This is a genomic window from Mycobacterium sp. 5-140-3-2, from assembly GCF_035666375.1.
GTDB lineage: Bacteria > Actinomycetota > Actinomycetes > Mycobacteriales > Mycobacteriaceae > Mycobacterium > Mycobacterium intracellulare.
In genome coordinates, this window is record NZ_CP142025.1 from 5,376,566 (window position 1) to 5,399,795 (window position 23,230).

28 protein-coding genes are annotated in these 23,230 nt (G+C 67.9%); 14 read left to right on the forward strand and 14 right to left on the reverse strand.

Features of this window, described 5'->3' with window-relative positions; translation table 11 throughout:
- Positions 1-2: 2 nt before the first annotated feature.
- Positions 3-1,328, reverse strand: a complete 1,326-nt coding sequence (locus P6281_RS25250) for a cytochrome P450 (protein WP_008262081.1) — start codon at positions 1,326-1,328, stop codon at positions 3-5.
- Between the two features lie 141 nt (positions 1,329-1,469).
- Between P6281_RS25250 and P6281_RS25255 the strand changes: the two genes are divergently transcribed.
- The gene (locus P6281_RS25255) at positions 1,470-2,075 is read left to right on the forward strand and encodes a TetR/AcrR family transcriptional regulator (protein ID WP_008262083.1); all 606 of its coding nucleotides are present in this window, start codon (positions 1,470-1,472) and stop codon (positions 2,073-2,075) included.
- A gap of 106 nt (positions 2,076-2,181) precedes the next feature.
- Positions 2,182-2,394, forward strand: a complete 213-nt coding sequence (locus P6281_RS25260) for a TOBE domain-containing protein (RefSeq protein WP_008262084.1) — start codon at positions 2,182-2,184, stop codon at positions 2,392-2,394.
- 25 nt (positions 2,395-2,419) lie between these two features.
- On the opposite strand, the gene P6281_RS25265 is transcribed toward P6281_RS25260, so the two are convergent.
- Entirely contained in the window at positions 2,420-3,307 is an 888-nt protein-coding gene (locus tag P6281_RS25265) for an alpha/beta fold hydrolase (protein WP_008262085.1), read from the reverse strand.
- A 29-nt stretch (positions 3,308-3,336) separates the two neighbouring features.
- Positions 3,337-4,581 carry a sulfotransferase family protein gene (locus P6281_RS25270; RefSeq protein WP_201359444.1) on the reverse strand — a complete coding sequence of 415 codons (1,245 nt, stop codon included), beginning with the start codon at positions 4,579-4,581 and terminating at the stop codon, positions 3,337-3,339.
- A 28-nt stretch (positions 4,582-4,609) separates the two neighbouring features.
- On the opposite strand from P6281_RS25270, the gene P6281_RS25275 reads away from it, so the two are divergent.
- Positions 4,610-5,185: a TetR/AcrR family transcriptional regulator gene (locus tag P6281_RS25275; RefSeq protein WP_202376787.1), complete on the forward strand. Its 576-nt coding sequence runs from the start codon at positions 4,610-4,612 to the stop codon at positions 5,183-5,185.
- Positions 5,182-6,294 carry a DUF1214 domain-containing protein gene (locus P6281_RS25280; RefSeq protein WP_202376788.1) on the forward strand — a complete coding sequence of 371 codons (1,113 nt, stop codon included), beginning with the start codon at positions 5,182-5,184 and terminating at the stop codon, positions 6,292-6,294. Before P6281_RS25275 ends, P6281_RS25280 begins: the two co-directional genes overlap by 4 nt.
- A gap of 68 nt (positions 6,295-6,362) precedes the next feature.
- On the opposite strand, the gene P6281_RS25285 is transcribed toward P6281_RS25280, so the two are convergent.
- From P6281_RS25285 to P6281_RS25300, 4 genes are read right to left on the reverse strand one after another with little or no spacing between them, the layout of a single operon-like run.
- The gene (locus P6281_RS25285) at positions 6,363-7,421 is read right to left on the reverse strand and encodes an LLM class flavin-dependent oxidoreductase (protein WP_202376789.1); all 1,059 of its coding nucleotides are present in this window, start codon (positions 7,419-7,421) and stop codon (positions 6,363-6,365) included.
- Positions 7,421-7,945 carry an SRPBCC family protein gene (locus tag P6281_RS25290; protein ID WP_020188393.1) on the reverse strand — a complete coding sequence of 175 codons (525 nt, stop codon included), beginning with the start codon at positions 7,943-7,945 and terminating at the stop codon, positions 7,421-7,423. Before P6281_RS25290 ends, P6281_RS25285 begins: the two co-directional genes overlap by 1 nt.
- A gap of 44 nt (positions 7,946-7,989) precedes the next feature.
- Positions 7,990-9,096, reverse strand: coding sequence for a fatty acid desaturase family protein (locus P6281_RS25295; RefSeq protein ID WP_014386069.1), 1,107 nt, complete (start codon positions 9,094-9,096; stop codon positions 7,990-7,992).
- 24 nt (positions 9,097-9,120) lie between these two features.
- Positions 9,121-10,215, reverse strand: coding sequence for a ferredoxin reductase (locus tag P6281_RS25300; RefSeq protein ID WP_041785309.1), 1,095 nt, complete (start codon positions 10,213-10,215; stop codon positions 9,121-9,123).
- 70 nt (positions 10,216-10,285) lie between these two features.
- Between P6281_RS25300 and P6281_RS25305 the strand changes: the two genes are divergently transcribed.
- Positions 10,286-10,960, forward strand: coding sequence for a TetR family transcriptional regulator (locus P6281_RS25305; RefSeq protein WP_008262100.1), 675 nt, complete (start codon positions 10,286-10,288; stop codon positions 10,958-10,960).
- Between the two features lie 35 nt (positions 10,961-10,995).
- Here the strand turns inward: P6281_RS25305 and P6281_RS25310 are convergent, their stop codons facing one another.
- Together P6281_RS25310 and P6281_RS25315 are read right to left on the reverse strand one after the other, a co-directional pair.
- A complete protein-coding gene (locus P6281_RS25310; protein WP_014386071.1) occupies positions 10,996-11,349 on the reverse strand; it encodes a hypothetical protein in 354 nt (117 codons plus the stop codon).
- A gap of 30 nt (positions 11,350-11,379) precedes the next feature.
- Complete coding sequence (locus P6281_RS25315; RefSeq protein ID WP_041785839.1) at positions 11,380-11,991, reverse strand: GNAT family N-acetyltransferase; 612 nt, start codon at positions 11,989-11,991, stop codon at positions 11,380-11,382.
- Positions 11,992-12,044: 53 nt separating this feature from the next.
- Between P6281_RS25315 and P6281_RS25320 the strand changes: the two genes are divergently transcribed.
- On the forward strand, positions 12,045-13,142 hold the full coding sequence (locus P6281_RS25320; RefSeq protein ID WP_139826556.1) for a F420-dependent hydroxymycolic acid dehydrogenase: 1,098 nt from the start codon (positions 12,045-12,047) through the stop codon (positions 13,140-13,142).
- Between the two features lie 98 nt (positions 13,143-13,240).
- Positions 13,241-13,819 carry a hemerythrin domain-containing protein gene (locus tag P6281_RS25325; RefSeq protein ID WP_009956674.1) on the forward strand — a complete coding sequence of 193 codons (579 nt, stop codon included), beginning with the start codon at positions 13,241-13,243 and terminating at the stop codon, positions 13,817-13,819.
- Between the two features lie 57 nt (positions 13,820-13,876).
- On the opposite strand, the gene P6281_RS25330 is transcribed toward P6281_RS25325, so the two are convergent.
- Positions 13,877-14,776 carry a manganese catalase family protein gene (locus tag P6281_RS25330; protein ID WP_009956675.1) on the reverse strand — a complete coding sequence of 300 codons (900 nt, stop codon included), beginning with the start codon at positions 14,774-14,776 and terminating at the stop codon, positions 13,877-13,879.
- 164 nt (positions 14,777-14,940) lie between these two features.
- Here P6281_RS25330 and P6281_RS25335 point away from each other — a divergent pair, with 164 nt between their 5' ends.
- Positions 14,941-15,639, forward strand: a complete 699-nt coding sequence (locus P6281_RS25335) for a GAF and ANTAR domain-containing protein (protein WP_036459923.1) — start codon at positions 14,941-14,943, stop codon at positions 15,637-15,639.
- Positions 15,640-15,747: 108 nt separating this feature from the next.
- Here P6281_RS25335 and P6281_RS25340 read toward each other — a convergent pair whose 3' ends face one another.
- Entirely contained in the window at positions 15,748-16,203 is a 456-nt protein-coding gene (locus P6281_RS25340) for a MaoC family dehydratase (RefSeq protein ID WP_008262120.1), read from the reverse strand.
- A gap of 246 nt (positions 16,204-16,449) precedes the next feature.
- On the opposite strand from P6281_RS25340, the gene P6281_RS25345 reads away from it, so the two are divergent.
- A complete protein-coding gene (locus tag P6281_RS25345) occupies positions 16,450-16,623 on the forward strand; it encodes a hypothetical protein (RefSeq protein WP_008262122.1) in 174 nt (57 codons plus the stop codon).
- 3 nt (positions 16,624-16,626) lie between these two features.
- Here P6281_RS25345 and P6281_RS25350 read toward each other — a convergent pair whose 3' ends face one another.
- On the reverse strand, positions 16,627-17,022 hold the full coding sequence (locus tag P6281_RS25350; RefSeq protein ID WP_008262125.1) for a DUF302 domain-containing protein: 396 nt from the start codon (positions 17,020-17,022) through the stop codon (positions 16,627-16,629).
- A 55-nt stretch (positions 17,023-17,077) separates the two neighbouring features.
- Here P6281_RS25350 and P6281_RS25355 point away from each other — a divergent pair, with 55 nt between their 5' ends.
- The 5 genes from P6281_RS25355 (at position 17,078) to ag85C (ending at position 21,022) form a co-directional block, all read left to right on the forward strand.
- The gene (locus tag P6281_RS25355; protein WP_008262133.1) at positions 17,078-17,575 is read left to right on the forward strand and encodes a metallophosphoesterase family protein; all 498 of its coding nucleotides are present in this window, start codon (positions 17,078-17,080) and stop codon (positions 17,573-17,575) included.
- Between the two features lie 57 nt (positions 17,576-17,632).
- A complete protein-coding gene (locus P6281_RS25360) occupies positions 17,633-18,094 on the forward strand; it encodes a MarR family winged helix-turn-helix transcriptional regulator (protein WP_008262134.1) in 462 nt (153 codons plus the stop codon).
- On the forward strand, positions 18,091-18,930 hold the full coding sequence (locus P6281_RS25365; protein ID WP_008262136.1) for an ATP-binding cassette domain-containing protein: 840 nt from the start codon (positions 18,091-18,093) through the stop codon (positions 18,928-18,930). Before P6281_RS25360 ends, P6281_RS25365 begins: the two co-directional genes overlap by 4 nt.
- Positions 18,920-19,738 (forward strand): ABC transporter permease, encoded by an 819-nt coding sequence (locus P6281_RS25370; RefSeq protein WP_324738552.1) that lies wholly within the window; start codon positions 18,920-18,922, stop codon positions 19,736-19,738. Before P6281_RS25365 ends, P6281_RS25370 begins: the two co-directional genes overlap by 11 nt.
- Positions 19,739-19,972: 234 nt before the next feature.
- On the forward strand, positions 19,973-21,022 hold the full coding sequence (gene ag85C / locus P6281_RS25375) for a diacylglycerol acyltransferase/mycolyltransferase Ag85C (protein WP_008262140.1): 1,050 nt from the start codon (positions 19,973-19,975) through the stop codon (positions 21,020-21,022).
- 41 nt (positions 21,023-21,063) lie between these two features.
- Here the strand turns inward: ag85C and P6281_RS25380 are convergent, their stop codons facing one another.
- Positions 21,064-21,768, reverse strand: a complete 705-nt coding sequence (locus P6281_RS25380) for a YoaK family protein (protein WP_008262142.1) — start codon at positions 21,766-21,768, stop codon at positions 21,064-21,066.
- A 93-nt stretch (positions 21,769-21,861) separates the two neighbouring features.
- Positions 21,862-23,202, reverse strand: coding sequence for a maltokinase N-terminal cap-like domain-containing protein (locus P6281_RS25385; RefSeq protein WP_008262144.1), 1,341 nt, complete (start codon positions 23,200-23,202; stop codon positions 21,862-21,864).
- Positions 23,203-23,230: the final 28 nt, after the last annotated feature.

Genomic DNA, 23,230 nt, shown 5'->3' on the forward strand with positions numbered 1-23,230 from the left:
ATTCAGCGCCGGCGCACCGTGATCCGGCCGCCGTCCTTCGGGGTGAACGCCACACCGCGGCAATGCCACCGCTCACCGGGCGCATCCGTGGTCTCGATTGTCAAGTGGCGCAGCACGGTCCGGAGCACGACGTCCATTTCCATGTTGGCGAACGCCGCGCCGACGCAGCGGCGGGTCCCGCCGCCGAACGGGATCCAGGACAGCGCCGACGGTTTGGTGTCGATGAAGCGTTGCGGGTCGAACCGCCGCGGATCGGGGAACACGTCGGGGTTGTCGTGTATCTGCGCGATGCCGACGATGATCGAGTAGCCGCGCGGGATCGCCCATTCGCCGAGCCGGTAGGCCTCGGGGTAGACGTGGCGACCGGCGAAATCGATGACGGTCCTGGCCCGTTGCACCTCGAGGATCGTCGCTTGGCGCAGCTCGTTGCCGCCCTCATCGGCCCCGTCGGCCTCCTCGACCAGCCTCGCCAACAGCTCGGGGTGTCGGCTGATCCGCTCGAATGCCCATGCCAGCGTGGACGCGGTGGTCTCGTGCCCGGCGGCCAGCAGGGCCAGCAGCTCGTCGCCAATGTCCTTGTGCGACATCGCGGAACCGTCGTCGTAGGTGCTGCGCAGCAGCAGCGCCAGCACGTCGGTCCGCTCGGCGAAATCCGGGTCGGCCCGCTCCGCGGCGATCAGCTTCTCGATGACGATGTCGTATTGGCGCCGCCACTTGTCCAACCTGCCCCACGGGCCGAACCGAGGATAGCGCTTCGGCTTCGGCAGCGCCGCAAGGCGTGAGCCCAGGGTGACCCACGGCGGGATGAGCCTGCGCAGCTCGTCGAGTTCGGCCCCCTCGGCGCCGAACACCGCGCGCAGGATGGCGTTCAGCGTGATCCGCATCATCGGCGGCAACGTCGCGAACGGGCTGCCCTCCGGCCAGCCGGCCATCTCGCGCAGCGTTTCTTCCTCGATGATGCTTTCGTAATTTTTCATGCTCTTGCCGTGAAATGGCGGCGCCAACAGCCGCCGCCTCCGGCGATGGTCGTCGCCCTCGAGTCCGAATACGGAGCCGGGACCGAACAGTCTGCTCAAATTGGGTTGGATGTTGCCGAGTTCGTCTGGGCTGGTGGTGAAGATCTGCTTGGCCAGCTGTGGATCACTGACCATGATGACGCGCCCCCACATCGGCAGCCGCAGCGTGAAGACGTTGCCGTAGCGGCGTGACAGGCGTCGCATCATCATCCGCCGCGACACGGCAAAACCGACGCCCTGCACCAGCTTCGGGCTTCGGACCGCGGGGGGCAGGCGAACCGTGGCCGGCGGGACGGTGGCTAGTTCACTCATGGCGTCATTGCTCCCCACGTCTGCCGGGCCGGAGTTGGTACCGCGATGTACCACGGACCTTTCCGAGTACGGTACTCTGCAGTACCAAAGCTGACAAGGTGCGTTTCGAACCGAAAGGGGGTGCGGGCCGTGACCTCAGCAATGACAGCAACGGATGGCGACCCCGCTCTCGACGAGGTCGATCCTTTCCGCCTCCGGCTCCTCGATGGCCTGGCCACGTCGATCACCGAACGCGGCTATCGCGCCAGCACCGTCGCCGACGTCGTCCGTTGCGCGCGCACGTCCAAACGCACCTTCTACGACCACTTCGCGGGCAAGGAGGAGTGCTTTCTCGAGTTGCTGGCCGTCGACATCGAGAAACTGGGCGCGAAGATCGCGGCGTCGGTCGATCCCGACGCCGATTGGCACGCACAGATCCGGCAGGCGGTCGAGGCCTATGTCGGTTACATCGAGGCGCGCCCGGCCATCACGTTGAGCTGGATCCGTGAGTTGCCGTCGCTGGGTGCGGCCGCTCGCCCGGTCCAGCGCCGCGGGTTGCAGCTGTTGACCAGCCTGTTGATCGACCTCAGCGCCAGTCCCGGGTTCCGGCGCGCGAAGCTGCCGCCGTTGACCGCGCCCCTGGCCGTGATCCTGCTGGGCGGTCTGCGGGAGCTGACCGCACTTGCGGTCGAAGACGGAACACCGGTCCGAGAAATCGTGGAACCGGCGGTGGATGCGTCCGTAGCCCTGCTCGGCCCGCGGCATTGAGCGCGTCCGGCGCCGTAAATCGAGGTGTCGCAAGCCATCCCGGGCCCGGCCCGGCGGGGCTAGGCTCACCGCAGACCCCGCCCGTTCTGACATGGAGGATTCTGCGATGCGGCTCTCGACTCGAAACCAGCTCCGGGGAAAGATCACCGAGGTCGAACTCGGCACCGTGATGGCCGTGGTGAAGGTGACGCTCGACGGCGGCGATCAGGTCGTCACGTCGTCGGTCACCAGGGACGCCGCGACCGACCTCGGGCTCAAGGTGGGCCAGCCGGCGACCGTGTTCATCAAATCGACCGAAGTCACCATCGGCGTCGACTAGGTGCGCCGAAAAGCCCGCACCCGGTTTACTTTTCGGCGAGGAAGGCCCGGACCCGATCCAGCACGAGATCGGGTCGCTGGTCGACGATCCAATGGCCGACCCCATCGACCAGTTCGACCTCGAAATCCTTGATGTGGTCGGCATATCCCTCGGTCAGGTCGGCCGTGATCACCGGGTCTTCGGTGCCCGTCAGCCAGCGAACGGGGACGTCGACGCGGGCCCCGTCGTACTCGCCGCGCATCCAGCTCAGCATCTCCCCGGTCTGAAACGACCGGTACCACCGCGACCCCGCCTCGGCGTGGCCGGGCTGCCGCATGCATTCGAGGTACAGCCGCACGTCCTCCTCGGGCAGCGTGTAGCCGCCGCCGACCCATGACCCCAGCAGGCGGAGGAACCGCGGGTTCGACGCGCTGATCACCCGGGGGCCGATGACGGGCAACGAGATTGGGATCTGATACCAGAACCGCCAGACGTTGCGCAGCATCGACGGGGAGCGCTTGACGAACGGCGCCGAGGTGTTCACCCCGAAAAAGCCGGTCACCTTGTCCGGATGGCGCAGCATCATGATGAACGCGGCCGGTCCGCCCCAATCGTGGGCCACCAGCTTGACCGACGCGACGCCCAACCGATCCAGCACCCCGGCCAGGTCGTCGGCCATCTCGTCCTTGCGGTAGCTGGTGCGCGGCGCCGAGCTCCAGCCCGAGCCGCGCAGGTCCGGGCACAACACCCGGTAGCCGTCGGCGGCCAGCGGGCCGATGAGCTCGCGCCATTCCCACCAGTTCTGCGGGAAGCCGTGCACCAGCATCACCGCCGGCCCGCTCGCCGGGCCCGCGTCGGCGACGTGGATCGTCACGCCGTTTCCGAGCTCGACGTAGCGGTGTTCGACGCCGTCCAGCGTGGGCATGGTGACCATGTGTTGAGAACGTAGCGGCTCGGAAAGGGTTAGGCCAGAAACCGCTCCACATAGGGCGCGAAGCGCTGGCGCAGGCTGTGCTCGTTCAGGCCGAACATCTCATACGACGTTTTGACGTTGCCCAGGCGTCCGCGGCGGTGGCCCGCCAGGTAGCCGGCGACGGCCTGGCGCGCCTCATCGGTGTAGGGCTCGCCGGCCAGGGCGTAGACGCGCTCGGCCACGCCGGCTTCGTCGGCCATGAAGTCGTCGAACCGGATGTCGACCGAGCGGTCCGGGCCGATGGTGTCGCGGTCGCGCACCAGCGCGCTGAGCATCTGATCGAGGCGGTCGATCCAGGAGTTGGCGATCTGTTCGACCGGCACCGGCGAGCGGTGCATGCGCGCGGAGTAGGTGATCATCGTGATCATCGACAGCGCCACCGGCACCGGGTCGCGGTGGGTGAACACGACGATGCTGTCGGGGAACACCCGATCCAGCACCGGCACCTGTTCGAGGTGCTGCGGCGACTTGAGCAGCCAGCGCCGGCCCCCGCGCAGGAACTGCATCGCCCGCAGCTGGGTGGCCAGGTATTCGTAGTGCGGCGTCTGGTCGTGGGACTGGTAGTAGTCACGCCAGTGGGGCACGTCGGCGAGAGTCTCCAGCAGCATCGTGGAGACATCGTTGGCCAGCAGCTGGATCTCCTCGTGGACGTGGTCGGTGGTCATTTCGTGCATGAGCGCGAAATGCGGCATCACCGTGTTGATCACCCCGACCGCGACGTCCATCCGGGCGCGCCGCGGATCCGGCTGCACGCCAACCTCGTTCGGCATCGGGAAGGGCTCGTTGCTTTCCCAGTACGGCATGGTGCGGAAGGTGGGTGGCGCGGCCAGCAGGTTGTGCAGGTGCGTGGTGCCGGTGCGGGGCAGCCCGGCGATCACCACCGGCGAGGTCAGTTCGATGTCGTTGATCTCGGGATGGCGCCGCAGCAGGTCGGCCAGCAGCAGCCGGTTCTTCAGGATCTGCAGCAGCTGCCCGTAGAAGTTGACCGCCCCGGCGCCGTGCAGCCCGTCGATCTCGCGCAGCGCGGCGAGGAAGACGTCGAGCCGTTCGCGGTAGTCGTCGGGCCCGAAATCGTGCAGGCCGGTGTCCGCACTGGCCTGGGCGTGCAGCGCGTCGGCGTCCAACGGGCACTGCGGGGCCATCGCGGTCATCATGTCGAGGATCTGCTGACCCTCGGCGCTGAATCGGGGCGTGGCCAGGTCATCGAGGGAAACGGAGCGAACGGCATCGGTCACGGCGACTTATGTTACTCTCAGTTTCGTAATGGATGGTGATTTTGGCCGGCCCCGTGATCCGCGTATCGACGCCGCGGTGTTGCGCGCGACGGTTGAACTGCTCGCCGAGTCCGGTTATCCGGGGCTGTTGGTGTCGGCCATCGCCGAGCGGGCCGGCACCAGCAAGCCCGCGATCTACCGCCGCTGGCCCAGTAAGGCGCATCTGGTGCATGAGGCGGTGTTCCCCATCGGCGCCGGCACCGCCATCCCGGATACCGGCTCGACGGCCGACGGCCTGCGCGAGATGGTGCGCCGCACAATGGTTTTCCTCACCACGCCGTCCGCCCGGGCGGCCCTGCCGGGCCTGATCGGCGAGATGGCCGCGGATCCGAGCCTGCACTCGACGCTGCTGGAGCGCTTCGCCGGCGTCATCGGTGGCGGGCTGGGCGACTGGCTCGCGGCGGCGGCGGCGCGCGGCGACGTGCGCCCGGAGGTCACCGCCGCGGAACTGGCCGAAACCATCGCCGGCATCACGCTGGTCGCCCTGCTCACCCGCCCCACCGAGCTCGATGACGCGTGGGTCGATCGCACGACACGGTTGCTCCTGGAAGGAATCAGCGCATGACGCACGAATCGACGGTCGCGTGGCAGGATCTGTTGAAAACCCTTGGCGGCCTTGATCACTCGTTTTTGGAGGGTGACCGCGCCGTCACCGATGACCGGCACATCGCCGACGGCTACCGCATGCTCGCCACCACGCTGGGCGTGGCGTTGGACACCTACCTGTTCCCCGAACCCGATCGGCCGCAATTCGTCGCGGTCAACACCCCGTTCCGCCGCGACCGCCGCTGGGGCGGGGACAACACCGACGCCTACTACCACATCTGCCCGGTCGACCCGGCGCGCCGCTACCGCATCAGCGGGAACAAGGGTGACAGCGTGTACTTTTCGGTCACCGCCTACAACGAGCCGACGCTCGGGGCGTGGTCGGACCGGGTGGTCGCGATCGTCCGCGACACCGACCTCGACGTCGACGCCGACGGCAACTTCGCCTTCGAATTCCCCCCGACGGCCGACGCGGCCGTGTTGATGACCCGCGACTACCAGGCCGACCCCCTGACCGGGCGCCCGGTTGTCTGGCGGATCGAGGCGCTCGACGAGCCGGCGCCGATCCGCCACGGTGACGCCGAGACGGCGGCGCGCCTGCGCGCGGTCGCGACCTGGCTGCAAACCATGTTCGCCATCGTGCCGCTGGCCGTGGGCAACCGGGTCGAAGACGCGCACGCCCTCGGGCACGAAACCGCCCACGCCGCAAACGCGTTCGCCGAGCCCTACCAGGTGCCGGACGCCAACTTCGGCTGGTCGGCGCGCGACGCCTGTTACTCGTACGGCAGTTTCGTGCTCGACGAGGACGAGGCGCTGGTGATCACGCATCGGCCGCCGGCGTGCAGGTTCTGGAACATGGTGGTGTGGAACCAGTTCATGGCCACCTACGGCGCCTCGGAGGGCCCCGACGCGCGCTGCTCGATCAACGGCCACAGCGCCGTCGCCAACAGTGACGGCTCGGTGACGATCGTGCTGTCCGGGGCGAAGACCGCGCACCCGAATTCCCTGACCACGCTCGGCTATCCGCGCGGCAACCTGGCCTTCCGGTGGTTCCTCGCCGACGGCGTGCCGCAGCGGCCGGAGGTGAAGCTCGTCAAGGCGGCCGACGCGCCGACGACGACCAACTGAACCGCCGAGCGTGTAACGAGGGCGAAAAACGCGCGGAAAACCCGCCGCCAGTGCACGTTCGGCGGCCGTCAAGAATCCGAAGCCGCGCGGACCAGCTCGATGGCCCGGCCCAGCGTCTCGAGCTTGGCGTCCAGCGTGTCGCCCGCGGGATAAAGCCGCACGGTGTTCACGCCGGCGTCGCGCCACACCGCGAGGCGCGCGGCCACCATCTCCTCGGTCCCGATCAGCGTGGTCGCCAGCACCATCTCGTCGGTCACCAGCGTGGCCGCGCCGTCGCGGTCGCCGCGCTGCCAGCGCTCGCGTACCTCGGCGGCGACCTCGGACCAGCCCTGCCGGCCGTAGGCCCGGTTATAGAAGTTCGTGCTCGACGATCCCATGCCGCCGAGGCTGAACGCGAGCTCCTTCTTGCGGCCCGCGACCATGCCCTGCAACTCGACTTCGTCAGCGGCGAAGGCGACCTCGGCTCCCTGGCAGATGTCGATGTCGGCCCGGGCGCGGCCGGCGGCCGCCAGGCCGTCGTCAAGGTGGCGGAAATAGGCGTCCTCGGCGCCTTCCGGGACAAAGCTGGTGCCCAGCCACCCGTCGGCGACCCGCCCGGTCAACCGCAGCATCGCCGGTGACAGCGTGGCCAAATAGATCGGGATCGGGTGCTGCGGCCGCGTCGACAACCGCATCGGCACCGCCTCGCCGCCGGGGCGGGGAAGCTCGAATTCCTTACCGGTGTAAGAGATCTTTCCGCCCGCGAACGCCTGCCGGATGATGTCGATGGTTTCGGAGGTGCGCGCCAGCGGCCGCTCGAACGAGACGCCGTGCAGACCCTCGATCACCTGCGGGCCCGAGGCGCCCAACCCGAGCAGGAACCGCCCGTTCGACAGATTGGCGAGCGTGATCGCGGTCTGGGCGATCAGGACGGGCGAGCGGGTGCCGACCTGAATCACGCCGGATCCCAGGAGCATCCGCTCGGTGCGGGCGGCGAGGTAGCCCAGCGCCGACGGCGCGTCCGCGCCCCACGCCTCGGCCACCCAACACACATCGAGGCCCAGCTTTTCCGCCTCGACCGCGAGCGCCACCGCCTGCCCGGCGTCGTCCCCGGTACCGGAGAACTCCACCGTGGTGGCGGTCCGCATCACCGCACTCCGTGCTCGGCCAGCCGTTTGATCGAGGCCAGGGTCTTTCCGATCGCGGCCTCGAACTCCCGCATCCGCACGAACACGATCTTCTGTTCCTTGTCGGGCATCGAGTCGATCGCGGTCGACAACCCCGAACGTCCCGGCCCCATCTGCATCCAGTAGTTCAGGGCCGTGCCGCCGTCGCGGGGCGCCAGCCGGAATCGCCAAATCGAGGCCGGGTTATCGGGACCGCCGACGGCCCAGGCGAATTCGCGTGGCTCGTCGCACGCGACGATCTCAGACGTGGTGCTCCACTGCCCGAACGCCTCGTGCTCGTTGTATCCGACGAAGCGGGCGCCGACCCGCGGGCCGTCCGATCCCTCGGCCCACTCCACGGCCTGGAGCTCGTTGCTGACCGCGGGCATCAGCTCGATATCGCAGACCAGGTTCCAGACCCGCTGCGGGTCGGCGTCGATCCACGTCGAGGCCTCCACCGTCGGGGTGTCCGCGTAGCGCGCGCCGGTCCATTCCACGGACCTCATTGTCCCCCTCGTCCGGCGCAAGGCAATGCGTCGACGGCACCGAGTTACGCGGCGACCGGCTCGCGGGCGGCGGGCGCGTCGGCGCCGGCTTTGGGCCGCCAGCTGTCCGGGAAGGTCAGCCTGACGATCTTGCGGACGACGGTGCCGAACTGCCGCAGCAGCGGACCGCGGTTGTACGGGATGCCGTAGCGCTCGCAGATCTCCTGCACCTCGGGCGCGATCTCCGCGTAGCGGCGGGCCGGCATGTCCGGGAACAGGTGGTGCTCGATCTGGTGGGAGAGGTTGCCGGAGAGCAGATGAAAGAGCCGGCCGCCGGTGAGGTTCGCCGAGCCGAGCACCTGGCGGAAGTACCACATGCCGCGCGACTCGTCCCGGGTTTCCTCGACGGTGAATTCCTGTGTGCCGTCCGGGAAGTGGCCGCAGAAGATGATCATGTACGACCACACGTTGCGCATCAGGTTGGCCGTGAGGTTGCCGGTGAATACGAACGGCGCGAACGGGCCGGCCAGCAGCGGGAAGGCGACGTAGTCCTTGAGCGTCTGTCGCCGGGTCTTGCGCCAGATGGCGCGCAGCACCTCGCGCTTGTCCTCGAGGCGGATCTCGCCGGAGCGGATCCGCTCGGTTTCCAGTTCGTGCAGCGCGACGCCGTACTGGAACAGCACCATCAGCAGGAAGGCATACAGCGGGTTGCCCAGGAAGTACGGCTGCCAGCGCTGGTCCTCGCTCATCCGCAGGATCCCGTAGCCGATGTCGCGGTCCATTCCCACGATGTTGGTGTGGGTGTGGTGCATGTAGTTGTGCGAGTGCCGCCATTGATCGGCCGGGCACGCGGTGTCCCATTCGAAGGTGCGGCCGGAGATCGCCGGGTCACGCATCCAGTCGTACTGGCCGTGCATGATGTTGTGGCCGATCTCCATGTTGTCCAGGATTTTGGCGATGCCGAGCATGCCGGTGCCCAGCAGCCACGCGGGCGGCAGGAACAGCAGCACGCGCCCGCCGACCTCCAGCGCACGCTGGGTCTTGATGACGCGGCGAATGTAGTCGGCGTCCTTTTCGCCGAGGTCCGCCATCACGCGCTCTTTGATGGCGTCGAGTTCGCGGCCGAAATCCTCGGCCTGCTCGGATGTCAGGGTGATCTTGTTGGGTGTCATGGCTTTTCCTCTCAAGTCCGTTGTCTACAGCGAGACGTCCACGTCACCGACCGGAACGGACACGCAGATCTGCACGTCCTCATCGGGTGCGGTCGAGACCGCGCCGGTGACCAGGTTGCGCACGGTGCCGGCGGTTTTGCGCCGCGTGCAGGTGTGACAGATGCCCATCCGGCACCCGTTTTCCGGGGACAAGCCGGCGGATTCCGCCTGTTCCAGCAGCGGGCGTCCGTCGTCGACGATGTCAACGCCGCTGTCGGAGAACGTGACTCGCCCTCCTGACGGGTCAGCCGGTGTTTCGAAGGCCGGCGGTACGAAGCTTTCGGTGTACACGGTGTCGCAGTGCTCCCGCACGGCCTCGACCAAAGCCGGTGGGCCGCAGACGAATACCGCGTCGGGTGAGGGCATCGCGGCGGCCAGGTGTTCCGGGCCGAAGCGTCCGGCCAGGTCGCCGCCGTCGGCGCGGGTGTAACCGCGCAGCACCCGCACCGACTCCAGCGCGGCCAGCTCGTCGCGGTAGCACGCCTCGGCGGGCGTGCGGGCGTAGTGGACGAAGGCGATCTCGCCGCGATGCCCCTGGGCTACCAGGGTGCGCAGCATCGCCATCACCGGGGTGATCCCGCTTCCCCCGGAGACGAACAGGATCCGCCGGGGACGCGGCGCGGGCAGCGTGAAGTCGCCGCCGGCGCCGGCCAAACCGACCACCATGCCGGGACGGGCGTGTTCGTACAGATGGTTCGACACCAGCCCTCCCTCGTGGCGGCCGATGGTCAGCTCGAGGGTGGCGGCCCCTTCGGCGTTGGTCGGGGAATAGCAGCGGGTGTGCCGGCGCCCGTCGATCTCGACGGTCAGGTTGACGTACTGGCCGGCCCGGACGGTGTGGGTGGCCAGGAAGGTGTCGTTGGGTGTCAGGGCGAGCGTGACGCTGCGGGGTGTGGTCCGGCGCACGTCGGTCACCTTGGCGCGGGCGTCGCCCAGCGTCCATGTCGGTGCGACGAGCTCGGTGTAGCGGTCGACGCCGTGCGGACCGGTCAGCAGGTCTAGAAGCTCCGAACCCAACACGCGCTGGCGGAACGTCCTTGCGAGGACCCGGCCAGAAGCTTGAGCGTTTTGAGTGAACATATGTACACCGTGCGGCCGCAACGGCCAGGTAGTCAAGGGTTTACTGGCCCGATGTGGTAGGGTTCACACAGTGAACAGCCGTACTCCTAGCTCACGGGCGCGCGGCTCCGGACGCGAACGCTCGCGGGAAAGCCAGTCGCGCGAGGAGCGCAAGGAGGCGACGCGGCGCGCCATCATCGCCGCGGCGCTCAAGCTCTTGCAGGACCGCAGCTTTTCCAGCCTGAGCCTGCGGGAGGTGACCCGCGAGGTCGGGATCGTGCCGGCGGCGTTTTACCGCCACTTCGAATCGATGGAGGCGCTCGGCCTGGTCCTGATCGACGAGTCGTTTCGCAGCCTGCGTGACACCTTGCGCGACGCCCGCGCCGGCAAGCTCGACCCGAACCGGGTCATCGAGTCGTCCGTCGAGATCCTGGTCGCCAGCGTGGCCGACCGGCGCGAGCACTGGAGGCTGATCGGTCGCGAGCGCAACAGCGGCCTGTCCGTGCTGCGCTACGCCATTCGCACCGAGATCCGGCTGATCACCTCCGAGCTGGCCACCGACCTGGCGCGTTTCCCCGGTTTGAACAAGTGGACCACCGAGGATCTCAACGTGCTGGCGACCCTGTTCGTCAACGCCATGATCGTCATCGCGGAGGCCATCGAGGATTCGCAGAGCGCCGAGGCGACCGAGGACATCCGCCGGCTCGCGGTCAAGCAGTTGCGGATGATCGCGACCGGCATCGCCGGGTGGCAGAGCACTCCCTGATTCACATTGGCTGCAGTAAACGGGCGAGCACTGACTCACTCGTCGACCACGTCGTAGAGCGAATCGCCGTCTTCCGGGGTGCCGTCGATCTGGCCGCGATGCGCGCGCCGCGGCCCGTCGTCCACGGGCTCGATGTCATCGGGCACATCGGGCTCCTCGGCGGCCAGTCGCTCGTCGAGGGATTCGCCCTCTCGTTCTTCTCTCGCCGTCACACCGAAGCGATTGGCCTCGCTCCAGCCCACGGGGGGATCGACGACGATGTCACCGTCGTCGTTGCGCAGTTCGTCGGAGTCGGTTCCTTCGCTCGCGTTCAGGGTGTCGCCCGGTCCGCCCTCCTCGGGAAAGTCGGCGGGATCGACCAGATCGTCGGCTTGGGGGTTCTCGCTCATGCCAAAACGGTTGCCCGCCGGATTGGGTGACTAAACGGCCCGCGGCGCCCGCCACATCGCCCACATCGTCGGGCCGCCGTCCGGCAGCACGATCTCGCGGGTGACGGTGAAGCCGAAACGCTCGTAGTACGGGACGTTTTCGAATTTGGTCGATTCGAGGTAGGCCGGACAGTATTCGGCGTCGCAGCGGTCCAGCCGCGACCTCATCAGGGCTTGACCGAATCCCTGGCCACGGACCGCCGGGTCGCTGCCGATGACCGCCAGATACCAGTGCGGTTCCTCGGGGTGCACGCTCTTCATCAATTCCTGGACCGCACGGCCGCGCATCGAGCGCAGACCGAACACCCGCAGGAACGTGGGCGTCATCGCCAGCTGCGCACCGGGCGTCTCCTGCCACTGGCCGGGCGGATCCCACAACGCCGCAGCGCCGATGCCCGAATCCTCGGTGGCCACCTCCACGCCGCCACGGCCGAGATGATGGTGGCGGGTCATCGTCGCGAACAGCCGGGCCAGGCCCGCGGTGCGCTTGTTCTGGTCGGGCATCAGCCAGACCATCACCGGGTCGTCGTAGAACGCGCGGGCCAGCGTGCGCGACAGCTCGCGGACGTCGGCCTTGAGCGCCGGGCGGACGTGCGGGGTCATCCACGTCACGCTAGTGGGTGTTGAGGTGATGCGGCGCGGGTATGCCGACCCGGGTGACCGGCATGTCGCGGCGAGCGTTCGGGCGGGTGGCCGCCGGCGCGGGCATGCTCGGGTCCGTCGGGCTGTCGGACGGCTGCACGACGCGGGGCACCGACCACGCCACGTCCGCCGGTCCGCCACCGCCGTCGGGCAAGGGCGTGGGGTTCGTGCTGTCCCACGAGCAGTTCCGCACCGACCGGCTGGTGGCGCAGGCGCAGGCGGCCGAAGAGGCCGGCTTCCACCACGTGTGGGCCAGCGACCACATTCAGCCCTGGCAGGACAACCAGGGCCATTCGATGTTCCCGTGGCTCACGCTGGCGCTGGTCGGCAGCGCCACCAGCCGGATCTCGTTCGGCACCGGGGTGACCTGCCCGACCTACCGCTACCACCCCGCCACGGTCGCCCAGGCCTTCGCCTCGCTGGCAATCCTCAACCCGGGCAGGGTGTTCCTGGGCGTCGGCACCGGTGAACGGCTCAACGAACAGGCCACCACCAACGCCTACGGCGACTACGCGGAGCGCCATGACCGGCTGGTCGAGGCGATCGACCTGATCCGCCGGTTGTGGAGCGGATCGCGAATCTCCTTCTCGGGGAGATACTTTCAGACGAACTCGTTGAAGCTTTACGACGTGCCGGCCACCCCGCCGCCGATCTTCGTGGCGGCCGGCGGCCCGAAGAGCGCGAAACTGGCCGGGCAGCACGGGGACGGCTGGATCACCCAGGCCCACGATGTGATGGACCCAAAACTGTTGGCGGCCTTCGGTTCCGGAGCGCAGGCCGCCGGGCGGGATGTCGCCACGTTGGGTAAACGCGCCGAACTGTTCGCGGTCGTCGGCGGCAATGCCGAGGCGGCCCGCGCCGCTACGCTGTGGCGTTTCACGGCCGGCGCCGTCGACCAGCCCAATCCCGTCGAGATCCAGCGCGCGGCCGAGTCCAACCCCGTCGACAAGGTGTTGGCCGGCTGGACCGTCGGCGCCGACGCGGCCCCGCACATCAGCGCCGTGCAGCGGGTGCTCGACGCCGGGGCCGTCCCCTTCCTGCACTTTCCCCAAGACGACCCCATCACCGCGATCGACTTCTACCGCACCGATGTCCTGCCGAAGTTGCGCTGAGCGAACTTCGGGCACCCGTCGTTTCGAAGCTGTTTCGAAGCCCCGGGCCCGGGTATCCGCACCCAACTTCGAGGGACAGCCCAATTGGAAGGCAAAGCATGGACGCAATCACTTTTCTCCGTCAGGACCACAAGAGCGTGCTCGGTCTGTTGGAGACGCTCGACGGCGCGCCGTCGGGCCCCGGCGCGCAGGCGAGCGGCCTGGAAACCATGGTGAACAACCTCATCATCGCCGAATCGCAGCACGAAGCGATTGAGGAGCAATTCTTTTGGCCGGCGGTGCGCGACGCGATGGGCGATGGACTCGTCGACAAGGCGATCGAGCAGGAGCAGGCCGGCAAGAAGCTGCTGCAGCGGCTCGAGGACGGTAAGCCGGGCGAGCCGGACTACCACGAGGCGTTGCAGGAATTCGTCGCGGCGGGCCGCGACCACATCGCCTACGAACAGAATGAGGTGTGGCCCCAAGTCGAAACGGTGCTCAGCCGTGAGGAGTTGGAAAAGATCGGCGAAAAGCTGGAAGCGGCAAAGAAGATCGCTCCGACGCGACCGCACCCGGACACGCCGCCGAACCCGGCCGTGCTCAAGACGATGGGGATGGGCGCGGCGATCGTCGACCACGTCCGCGACGCGGTGACCGGCCGCGGCAAGGACAATCCGCCGGATCCGCAGATGCACTGACCCGGCAACGACGATGGCCGGGCGTCTTGATCGGACGCCCGGCCATCTCGTCTCCAATTAGCCTGTGGGAACGTGCTGTTCGTGCGTGAACGGTTTCTCGGCGTTGACGGCCGGCGAGCCCTGCGGGTTCTCCTTGGCGCCGGTGTTCTTGCGCGTGGCGCCGCCCAGCCACTGCTGCTCGGGCTTTTCCACGTACTCCCATTCCGTGCCCTCGGGCCAGGGGCCCTGTCCTTGGTTCCACGGACCGCGAACGGACTCGCCGCCCCCGTTGGACATGTTGAACGCCACGTTCTGGAACCGCGGGTCGCCGGGCAGCTGTCCCGGCGGGAAGTTCACCGGAAGCTCGTTGAGCGCTGCCGTGAACTGCTGATAGTGCGCGACCTCGCGCGTCATGAGGAACGTCAGCGTGTCCTGGACGCCGGGGTCGTCGGTGAACTGCTTGAGGTATTCGTAGACGATCTTGGCGCGCGATTCCGCCGCGACGTTGTTGCGCAGATCGACGGTCGGGTCGCCGTTGGCGTCGATGTAGGCGCCGGTCCAGTTGTTTCCGCCGGAGTCCTTGACGTCCGGTCCACCGCCGCTGAGCACCAGGAACAGCGGGTTGACCGCGACCGAGTGGATGAGGCCGTCCCGGCCGCCGCCGTTCGCCGTCACCGCCGGCATCCAGTCGCATTTCTCGTTGGCGATCTTGAGGTTGTCGTTGAGCCCGTCGAGCAACATGGTGATCATCGACCCGACCATTTCGAGGTGGCTGAGCTCCTCGGTCGCGATATCCATGAACAAGTCATACATTTTCGGGTTCTTCTGGCGAAGCACGAAAGCCTGGGTGAAGTACTGCAGCGCCGCGGTGAGTTCACCGTTGGCGCCGCCGAACTGGTCCATCAGCAGCGACGCGAATCGAGGGTCGGGCCGGTCGACCCGTACCTCGAATTGAAGATCTTTGTTGTGCACAAACACTGGGGCCTCCCTGGGGGATCGAGATGGGGCTGGTCGACGCCGGATACCCGGGGCCTATGACGCCAAACTCCGGGCATCGCAACTTCCCATCGGTCGGCCGTCCGGCCGGGGCCGCTGATCGCCGGGGTTACGCGTCGAGGATCCATCGTGGAGAATGCGCCCCTATGGAGTCTTTGGACCCAACCTCGAAGCACGAGTTGGCCGTGCGCATTGCCGAGCTCGCCCGCGAGATCGCCACCCCACGTTCGCTGGACGACGTCTTCGCCGACGTGACCACCGCCGCGGTTGAGCTGATACCGGCCGCGGACATCGCGGGGGTGCTGCTGCTCAAGGCGGGTGGGGAGTTCGAATCGGTCGCCGACACCGACAGCCTGGTCGCGAAGCTCGACAAGCTGCAGCACGACTTCGGTGAGGGCCCCTGTCACGACGCCGCCCTGAAAGAAACGATCGTGCGCAGCGACGACCTGCGCGACGAGCCACGCTGGCCCAAGTACGCGCCGGCGGCGGTCGAACACGGGGTGCTGAGCAGCCTGTCGCTCAAGCTGTACACGGCCGAGCGCACCGCCGGCGCCCTGAACCTGTTCAGCTTCCGGCCCAACGTGTGGGATACCGAGGCCGAGACCATCGGAACCGTGTTCGCCGCGCACGCCGCGTCGGCGATCATGGCCGGGCGCCACGGACGGCAGATGCAATCGGCCCTGTCGTCGCGCGACCGCATCGGGCAGGCCAAAGGCATCATCATGGAGCGCTACGGCGTGGACGACGTGCGTGCCTTCGAGTTGCTGCGCCGGCTGTCGCAGGAGAGTCAGACCAAGCTCATCGACATCGCCCAGCGCGTGATCGACACCCGCGGCGAGGATTGATCCGCGGCCGCGCGACACCCGAACGTGGACTTGTTGCGCGAAGAGGCCGCGTTTCGCCGCAACAGGTCGACGTTCGACGCGGCGTTTTCAGGCGTCGACGCGGCGTTTTCAGGCGACGAAGCGGACGACGCTCTCGGCCACGCACGCCGGCTTGGCCGACCCTTCGATCTCGACGGTGGTCGAGATGGTCGCCTGCACGGCGCCGTTGCCCACGTCGTCGACGCTGACCAACGAACTCTGCGCGCGCACCCGCGAGCCGACCGGGACCGGCGCGGGGAAGCGAACCTTGTTGAGGCCGTAGTTGATTGCGAGCTTGATGCCGTTGACGGTGTAGATCTGGTGCTGCAGTCGCGGCAACAGCGCCAGGGTCATGAAACCGTGGGCGATGGTCGTGCCGAACGGCCCGGACGCGGCCCGCTCCGGGTCGACATGGATCCACTGGTGATCGCCGGTCGCGTCGGCGAACAGGTTGACGTCTTCCTGTGTGATGGTGGCCCAGTCACTGTGGCCCAGCTCCTCGCCCGCGGCGGCGGCCAGGTCGGCGACTGATTCGAAGGTGCGCATTGGGTGTTCTCCTTGGTTTCGGCTGCTAACAATAACGGTGGGCCGCACGGTTAACACCGAGCCCTCGCGGGTGGCAGCCGGTGGACGGACGAACCCATCTCGAGCCATCCCGACCAATTCAATGCGGCCCTGCTCGACTTCCTGCGCGGTAGCGCCCGGGCGCCGAACGCCGCGCCGCCCCCGTTTCGCCTGAGCCGTCGGGGGAATTCGGGAGGTGGACGTTGCCGCGCCAGGAAAGGAACCGCCATGCCAGACCGCAAGGGCCACAAAGCCGAGGAAGACGTGGAACCCGACACCCACCAAGCTCGGTCCCGCGCCGCCGCGGGTGAGGACGACGGCTCGTACGTGGGCGCCGCGGGCTCCGATGACTCGTTCGACGCCGGCGAATCGGGCGCCGAGGCCCGCAGCGAGCGCGGCTGACGGTTACCCGAGTGCGCCGATCGCCGCTTGCAGCCTGGTGGTGGCCTGGTCCGCGACCTCCTGCAGCGCCCCGGCTTCGCCGGTCACCTTGACCATGAGCTGGGGATCCATGGCCTCGACCAAGACCGCGTCGCCGGCGGGGTCGGAGCGCACCACCACGTTGCACGGCAACAATTGGCCGATTTGGCGGTAAGCGTTCAGCGCCCGGTGCGCCAGCGCCGGGTTGCAGGCGCCCAGGATGAGATAGTCCTCCATCTCCTCGCCGAGCTTTTGCTTGAGCGTGGCCTTGACGTCGATCGTGGACAGCACGCCGAAACCCTGGTCGGCCAGCGCTCTCGTGGTGCGCTCCACCGCGTCCTCGAACGAGGTGTGCAGCGTGGTGCTCAATCCCGGTGTCATGTGATTCCTCCTCTTTCAGCCGTGGACTACCCAGAATTTCGCCCACAATGGGTCGGTGAGGCTGCTGCTGATCGCCGATACCCACATCCCCAAACGCGCCCGCGACCTGCCCGCGCAGGTGTGGGATGAGGTCGCCCAGGCCGACGTCGTCATCCACGCCGGCGACTGGATCTCGCCGGAGTTCCTCGATCGCCTCGAAAGCGCCGCGACACGCCTGGTCGGGTGCTGGGGAAACAACGACGGCCCGGCGTTGCGGGCCCGGCTCCCCGAGCGGGCGGACGTGACCCTGGCGGGCGTCCGGTTCACGGTCACCCACGAGACCGGCGCCGCAGCGGGCCGCGACGCGCGTATGTCACGGCTGTACCCGGACAGCCAGGTGCTGGTGTTCGGGCACAGCCACATCCCCTGGGACAGCACCACCGAGACCGGGTTGCGCCTGCTCAATCCGGGGTCGCCGACGGATCGGCGCCGCCAGCCGTTTTGCACGTACATGACCGCCGACGTCGACGACGGCGCCGTGACCGGCGTCGCGCTGCATCGCCTGCCCAGGTAGCGGGTACTTACCGTACGCGGAGCTTCCCCACCTAAATAGCTCGGCTACAGAGGTATCATGGCGGAAGTGAAGACACGCACCGACGTCGCAACCGACCTGTTCGGCGTGGTCGGCCGCTTCCGGCGGCAACTACGCCGGTCGGCCGGCCGGGCGTTCGATTCGTCGCGGCTCTCCGAATCGCAGTCCGAACTGCTGTGGCTGGTCGGCCGGCGTCCGGGAATCTCGGTCAGCGCCGCCGCGGCCGAACTCGGGCTGGTGCCCAATACCGCCTCGACCCTGGTCACCAGGTTGGTCTCCGACGGGCTGCTGCTCCGCACCGCCGGGGACACCGATCGCCGGGTGTGCCAGCTTCGGCTCGCCGAGCCCGCCCAGCAGATCCTCGACGCGTCCCGGGCCGCCCGGCGCGACCTGCTGTCCGAGCTGCTCGACGAACTCGACGCCGACGAAATCGAGTCCTTGGCAAAGGGATTGGAGGTCCTCGACACGATGACCCGCATGCTTCAGGAGCGAAGATCATGAGCGTGACGCTGCCGATGGCGATCGACGCCCGGCACCTGACCTACCGCTACGGCCAGTTCACCGCCGTCGACGACGTGACATTGCAGGTCCGGCCCGGCGAAACCATGGGCCTGTTGGGCCCCAACGGCGCCGGGAAGACGACCATGGTCCGGATGCTGACCACGCTGGCCCCGGTGCAGCAGGGCGAGCTCCACATTTTCGGGATGGACGCGCGCCGCCAAACCACCGACATCAGAAGCAACATCGGCTATGTGCCGCAACAGCTTTCGATCGAGCCCGCGCTGACGGGCCGGCAGAACGTGGAGTGGTTCGCGCGGTTGTACGGTGTGCCTCGCGCCGAGCGCTCCGATCGCGTCGATCAGGCGCTCGTCGCCATGGACCTGCTGGGCGTGGCCGACCGGATGGCGTCGGCCTACTCCGGCGGCATGGTCCGCCGTCTCGAGGTGGCGCAGGCGCTGGTCAATCGTCCGTCGCTGCTGGTGTTGGACGAGCCGACCGTGGGGCTGGATCCCATTGCGCGCGACGGCGTGTGGTCGCAGGTGCGAAAGATGCAGGCGCAGTTCGGCATGACGGTGCTGCTGACGACGCACTACATGGAGGAGGCCGACGCGCTGTGCGACCGGGTGGCGCTGATGCACCGCGGCGCGTTGCGGGCCGTCGGCGCACCCGACGCGTTGAAGGCCCGGCTGTCCAACGGGTCGCCGGGCGCCACGCTCGAGGATGTGTTCCGCCATTACGCGGCAACGGGTTTGGACGACAAGGCGGCGTCGACGGAGGAACCCGGGTCCATCCGGGAAATCCGTTCCAGCAGAAAGGTGGCGCGCCGTGTCGGTTGATGGCGCCGCGGCGGGGACACTGCTTCGCGCGCCGCGGGGATGGCAGCGGGTCGGCGCGCTGACCGGCCGCATCGGAGCATTCGCGATCGTCGAACTGCAGAAGCTGCAACACGACCGGACCGAACTCGTCACCCGGATGGTGCAGCCCGCGCTGTGGTTGCTGATTTTCGGTACCACCTTCAGCCACCTACACGTCATCGCGACCGGATCGGTGTCGTATCTGGCCTTCCTGGCACCCGGGATCATCGCCCAGTCGGCGTTGTTCATCTCCATTTTCTATGGGATACAGATCATTTGGGATCGCGACGCCGGCGTACTCGCCAAGCTCATGGTCACGCCGGCGCCGGCGTCGGCGCTGATCACCGGCAAGGCGTTCGCGGCCGGGGTGCGTTCGGTGGCCCAGGTCGTCGGTGTGATGGCGCTGGCGTACCTGATGGGTGTAGGCCTGACGATCAATCCCCTGCGGATCGCGGCGACGATGGGGGTCGTCATGCTCGGCGCCGCGTTCTTCGCGTGCCTGTCGATGACGCTGGCCGGCTTGGTGCGCAACCGCGATCGCCTGATGGGCATCGGACAGGCGATCACCATGCCGCTGTTCTTCGCCTCCAACGCGCTGTACCCGGTCGACGTGATGCCGGCGTGGTTGCGCGCGCTGAGCAAGGTCAATCCCCTCAGCTACGAGGTCGACGCGCTGCGGGCGCTGCTGATCGGAACCCCGTTCAACCCGGTCGGCATCGTCGTGCTGGTGGTGGCGGCGGTGCTCGGAATCACCACGGCGTCAACGCTTTTGCGTCGCTTGGTCGCCTAGAGCGCCACCGGCGGTGCTAGCGCGCCCGCCATCACGTCGCAAGGGGCGGCGCGGTTCCGAGAGCCGATCGTGACCCGAACGTGATGATGTCTGGCCGACTCGCAATCGTTAGCTAACCGCGATCTGTCGCTGCGGCCGCGACAACCGAATTCGGCGCTCGCGCTGTGTTTCACTCCCCGAGAACAGATTCCACCGCATGGTGCGGCAGATGAAAGTTGGGATGGGTAGAGAGCTATGTCGTTCATCGAAAAGGTGCGAAAGTTGCGTGGCGCGGGGGCGAACATGCCGCGCCGACTGGCGATCGCTGCCGTGGGGGCCTCCCTGCTGTCCGGTCTCGTCGCCGCCACCGGAGGCTTCCCCACCGCGAGCGCTTTCTCCAAGCCGGGGCTCCCGGTGGAATACCTCGAGGTTCCGTCGCCGTCGATGGGCCGCAACATCAAGGTCCAGTTCCAGCCCGGCGGCGCGCACGCCGTGTACCTGCTGGACGGCCTGCGCGCGCAGGACGACTACAACGGCTGGGACATCAACACCCCCGCCTTCGAGGAGTTCTACCAGTCCGGCCTGTCGGTGATCATGCCGGTCGGCGGCCAGTCCAGCTTCTACAGCAACTGGTACCAGCCGTCGTCGGGCAACGGGCAGAACTACACCTACAAGTGGGAGACCTTCCTGACCCAGGAAATGCCGCTGTGGATGCAGGCGAACAAGCAGATCTCCCCGGCGGGCAACGCCGCGGTGGGGCTCTCGATGTCGGGCGGCTCGGCGCTGATCCTGGCCGCCTACTACCCGCAGCAGTTCCCCTACGCCGCCGCCCTGTCCGGGTTCCTGAACCCGTCCGAGGGGTGGTGGCCCACCCTGATCGGCCTGGCGATGAACGACGCCGGCGGCTACAACGCCAACAGCATGTGGGGCCCGTCCACCGACCCGGCGTGGAAGCGCAACGACCCGATGGTCCAGATTCCGCGGCTGGTCGCCAACAACACCCGCATCTGGGTCTACTGCGGTAACGGCACTCCCAGCGACCTGGGCGGCGACAACATGCCGGCCAAGTTCCTGGAGGGCCTGACGCTGCGCACCAACGAGCAGTTCCAGAACAACTACGCGGCCGCGGGCGGGCGCAACGGGGTGTTCAACTTCCCCGCCAACGGGACGCACTCGTGGCCCTACTGGAACCAGCAGTTGATGGCCATGAAGCCCGACATGCAGCAGGTGCTGCTGGCCAGCAACACCACCGCGCAACCCGCGCAACCGGCACAGCCGGCGCAACCCGCGCAGCCGGCGACCTAAATCCCGGCAAGCCAGCATCGGCAGTAGCGCACCGGTCAGCGCTACTGCCGATGCTCTTTTTCACCCGCGTCGAGCAGGGCGCGCCGATCGGAGTGGAAGTAGGTGTAGCCGGTGGTCAGCGCGCACACGACCGTGGCCACCACCAGCATCCACGTCCCGTTGACGAACAGGCTGATGAACCCGCCCACGGTTGCGCCCACCACGAAGCTGGCGAACAGCAGGAAATAACCCAGCCATTCGGCCGCCGTCCCACCGGCGAGGTGGCGTTCGATGCCCTGGCCCATCTTGACCAGCGTCCCGGTCACGTAGCTGAGCGAGACCGACACCTCGCCGTCCTTGACGAACGATGTGTTGAGGGCCCCAATGCCGAAGGCCACCAACATGATCGGCGCGAAATCGAGCAGATTCTCTTCCCAGCCCTCATCGATGACGTCCACCATGGTGGCCGCCAGCAGGCTGAACGTCGTCAGCACCGTCGGCCCATGCGGGTGCGCCACCCAGAAATGCCGCCGGCACACCGAGGCGATCACCACGCCTGAGACGAAGCAAACGATCAACACGCCCGCCGTCACCGACAGCAACACGTCGCCGCGGAAATACCCGAGCATGGCCCGCTGGGCGTTCCCGGTCATGAAGGTCACGAAGTAGCCGGCGGAATGGGTGAAGGCGGTCGCTCCCAGGATCCCCGCCAGCACCGCCAGCACCCAGGACAACCGCGACTCACTGTTATTGATCTCGTTCGGCACACGCACATGGTTCCAGACGGCGGCGGCGCGTGCAGCGCACGCCGCTTGCCGACGGGCGACTGCGCCCGGCTACGCCGCGCTTGCGATCGCCACTCAGACGGCGGTCAGGCGGGCGATGGAACGCAACGGGATCGGCAGCCAGCCGGGCCGGTGCCGGGCCTCGTAGCCGGCTTCGTAGACGGCCTTGTCCAGTTCGTAGGCGGCCAGCAGCTGCGCCGAATCGCGGGGGTCAATCCCGGAGGCGGCCGCGTAGCCGTCGCAGAACGCGGTGCGGTTGCGTTCGACCCACTCGCGGGCCCGGGCCGCCAACTGCTTGTCATCGGCCTGGTCCACCAGCGGCCCGTAGGCGGCGTATTCGAATGACCGCAGGACGCCGGCCACGTCGCGCAGCGGCGAATCGGGCGCGCGGCGTTCCTCGAGCGGCTGCCCCGGCTCACCCTCGAAGTCGATGAGCAACCAGCTCTCCGGCGTGCGCAGCACCTGCCCCAGGTGCAGATCGCCATGGACGCGCTGCACGGTGATCGTCTCGGCGACCAGCTTGCGGAACCGCTCGTCGATGGTCGCGGCGAACTCCTCGAGCTCGGGCACCAGGGCCACGGTCGACGACAGCCGCGCCAGCACGTTCTCCACCGGGAAGACCGCCTGCGCGGTGCCGAGGGTCTCGGCCAGGGTGGCATGCACCGACGCCACGGCCTCGCCGAGGCGGAAGGACTCGCCGGCGAAGTCGCCGCCGACCTCGTACGCGTAGAGATCGGCCTCGGCGAACAGGTCGCGAACGCTGGCGCTGGCCATCGCCCAGCCTTCCGCGGCGTTGGCGGCGAACTCGGTCACCATGCCCAGCGGCCACGTCTCGTCGCCCGGACCCGTCATCTCGTAGGTGCCCAGCAGCCGGGCGACGTGCGGGTTGCCCGCGCGGCCCAGCACGCGGTTGAGCTCGATGTCGGGGTTGATGCCGCCGCTGACGCGGCGGAACACCTTGAAGATCGCGTCGCGGTCGAAGATGACGCTCGTGTTGGACTGCTCGGCGTCGGACACGTGCGCCATCGCCTCCAGCGGCAGCTCGGCGTCGGGCTCCTTGGCGAATCTCACCTCGACGCCCGACGCGCCGCGCGCGGCCGACGAGTCGATGAGCGACAGCAAAAACTGCGGCGCATCGGCGTCGTACATCGCGTCGAAGCCGGTCCGGTCGTCGGCGGCGCCGATGGTGGCGACGTTGCTGTACTCGACGACCGGGGCGGAATCCCATCGCACGATCACCTGGTAGCGGTCCCGGGAACCGTCGGCGTAGGAGGCGTCGACGAGCACCAGGTCGAGATCGTCGCGCAGCGCCACGACGACGCTCGGCTCGGCGCTGGACAGTTCACGGTTACGCCCGGCGTACCAACGCTGCTGCGGAAGCCACTCGGACCAGGGCAATTTCTCCGGGGAAGTCATCAGTGCCGCTCCTCTTTCTTGCCTGGAT

What these genes read in the sequence shown, in the direction of transcription:
- P6281_RS25250 (WP_008262081.1), bottom strand. Translation starts at nt 1,328, where the DNA reads ATGAGTGAACTAGCCACCGTCCCGCCGGCCACGGTTCGCCTGCCCCCC.
- P6281_RS25255 (WP_008262083.1), top strand. Translation starts at nt 1,470, where the DNA reads ATGACAGCAACGGATGGCGACCCCGCTCTCGACGAGGTCGATCCTTTC.
- P6281_RS25260 (WP_008262084.1), top strand. Translation starts at nt 2,182, where the DNA reads ATGCGGCTCTCGACTCGAAACCAGCTCCGGGGAAAGATCACCGAGGTC.
- P6281_RS25265 (WP_008262085.1), bottom strand. Translation starts at nt 3,307, where the DNA reads ATGGTCACCATGCCCACGCTGGACGGCGTCGAACACCGCTACGTCGAG.
- P6281_RS25275 (WP_202376787.1), top strand. Translation starts at nt 4,610, where the DNA reads ATGGATGGTGATTTTGGCCGGCCCCGTGATCCGCGTATCGACGCCGCG.
- P6281_RS25280 (WP_202376788.1), top strand. Translation starts at nt 5,182, where the DNA reads ATGACGCACGAATCGACGGTCGCGTGGCAGGATCTGTTGAAAACCCTT.
- P6281_RS25285 (WP_202376789.1), bottom strand. Translation starts at nt 7,421, where the DNA reads ATGCGGACCGCCACCACGGTGGAGTTCTCCGGTACCGGGGACGACGCC.
- P6281_RS25290 (WP_020188393.1), bottom strand. Translation starts at nt 7,945, where the DNA reads ATGAGGTCCGTGGAATGGACCGGCGCGCGCTACGCGGACACCCCGACG.
- P6281_RS25295 (WP_014386069.1), bottom strand. Translation starts at nt 9,096, where the DNA reads ATGACACCCAACAAGATCACCCTGACATCCGAGCAGGCCGAGGATTTC.
- P6281_RS25300 (WP_041785309.1), bottom strand. Translation starts at nt 10,215, where the DNA reads ATGTTCACTCAAAACGCTCAAGCTTCTGGCCGGGTCCTCGCAAGGACG.
- P6281_RS25310 (WP_014386071.1), bottom strand. Translation starts at nt 11,349, where the DNA reads ATGAGCGAGAACCCCCAAGCCGACGATCTGGTCGATCCCGCCGACTTT.
- P6281_RS25315 (WP_041785839.1), bottom strand. Translation starts at nt 11,991, where the DNA reads ATGACCCCGCACGTCCGCCCGGCGCTCAAGGCCGACGTCCGCGAGCTG.
- P6281_RS25325 (WP_009956674.1), top strand. Translation starts at nt 13,241, where the DNA reads ATGGACGCAATCACTTTTCTCCGTCAGGACCACAAGAGCGTGCTCGGT.
- P6281_RS25335 (WP_036459923.1), top strand. Translation starts at nt 14,941, where the DNA reads ATGGAGTCTTTGGACCCAACCTCGAAGCACGAGTTGGCCGTGCGCATT.
- P6281_RS25340 (WP_008262120.1), bottom strand. Translation starts at nt 16,203, where the DNA reads ATGCGCACCTTCGAATCAGTCGCCGACCTGGCCGCCGCCGCGGGCGAG.
- P6281_RS25345 (WP_008262122.1), top strand. Translation starts at nt 16,450, where the DNA reads ATGCCAGACCGCAAGGGCCACAAAGCCGAGGAAGACGTGGAACCCGAC.
- P6281_RS25350 (WP_008262125.1), bottom strand. Translation starts at nt 17,022, where the DNA reads ATGACACCGGGATTGAGCACCACGCTGCACACCTCGTTCGAGGACGCG.
- P6281_RS25360 (WP_008262134.1), top strand. Translation starts at nt 17,633, where the DNA reads ATGGCGGAAGTGAAGACACGCACCGACGTCGCAACCGACCTGTTCGGC.
- P6281_RS25365 (WP_008262136.1), top strand. Translation starts at nt 18,091, where the DNA reads ATGAGCGTGACGCTGCCGATGGCGATCGACGCCCGGCACCTGACCTAC.
- ag85C (WP_008262140.1), top strand. Translation starts at nt 19,973, where the DNA reads ATGTCGTTCATCGAAAAGGTGCGAAAGTTGCGTGGCGCGGGGGCGAAC.
- P6281_RS25385 (WP_008262144.1), bottom strand. Translation starts at nt 23,202, where the DNA reads ATGACTTCCCCGGAGAAATTGCCCTGGTCCGAGTGGCTTCCGCAGCAG.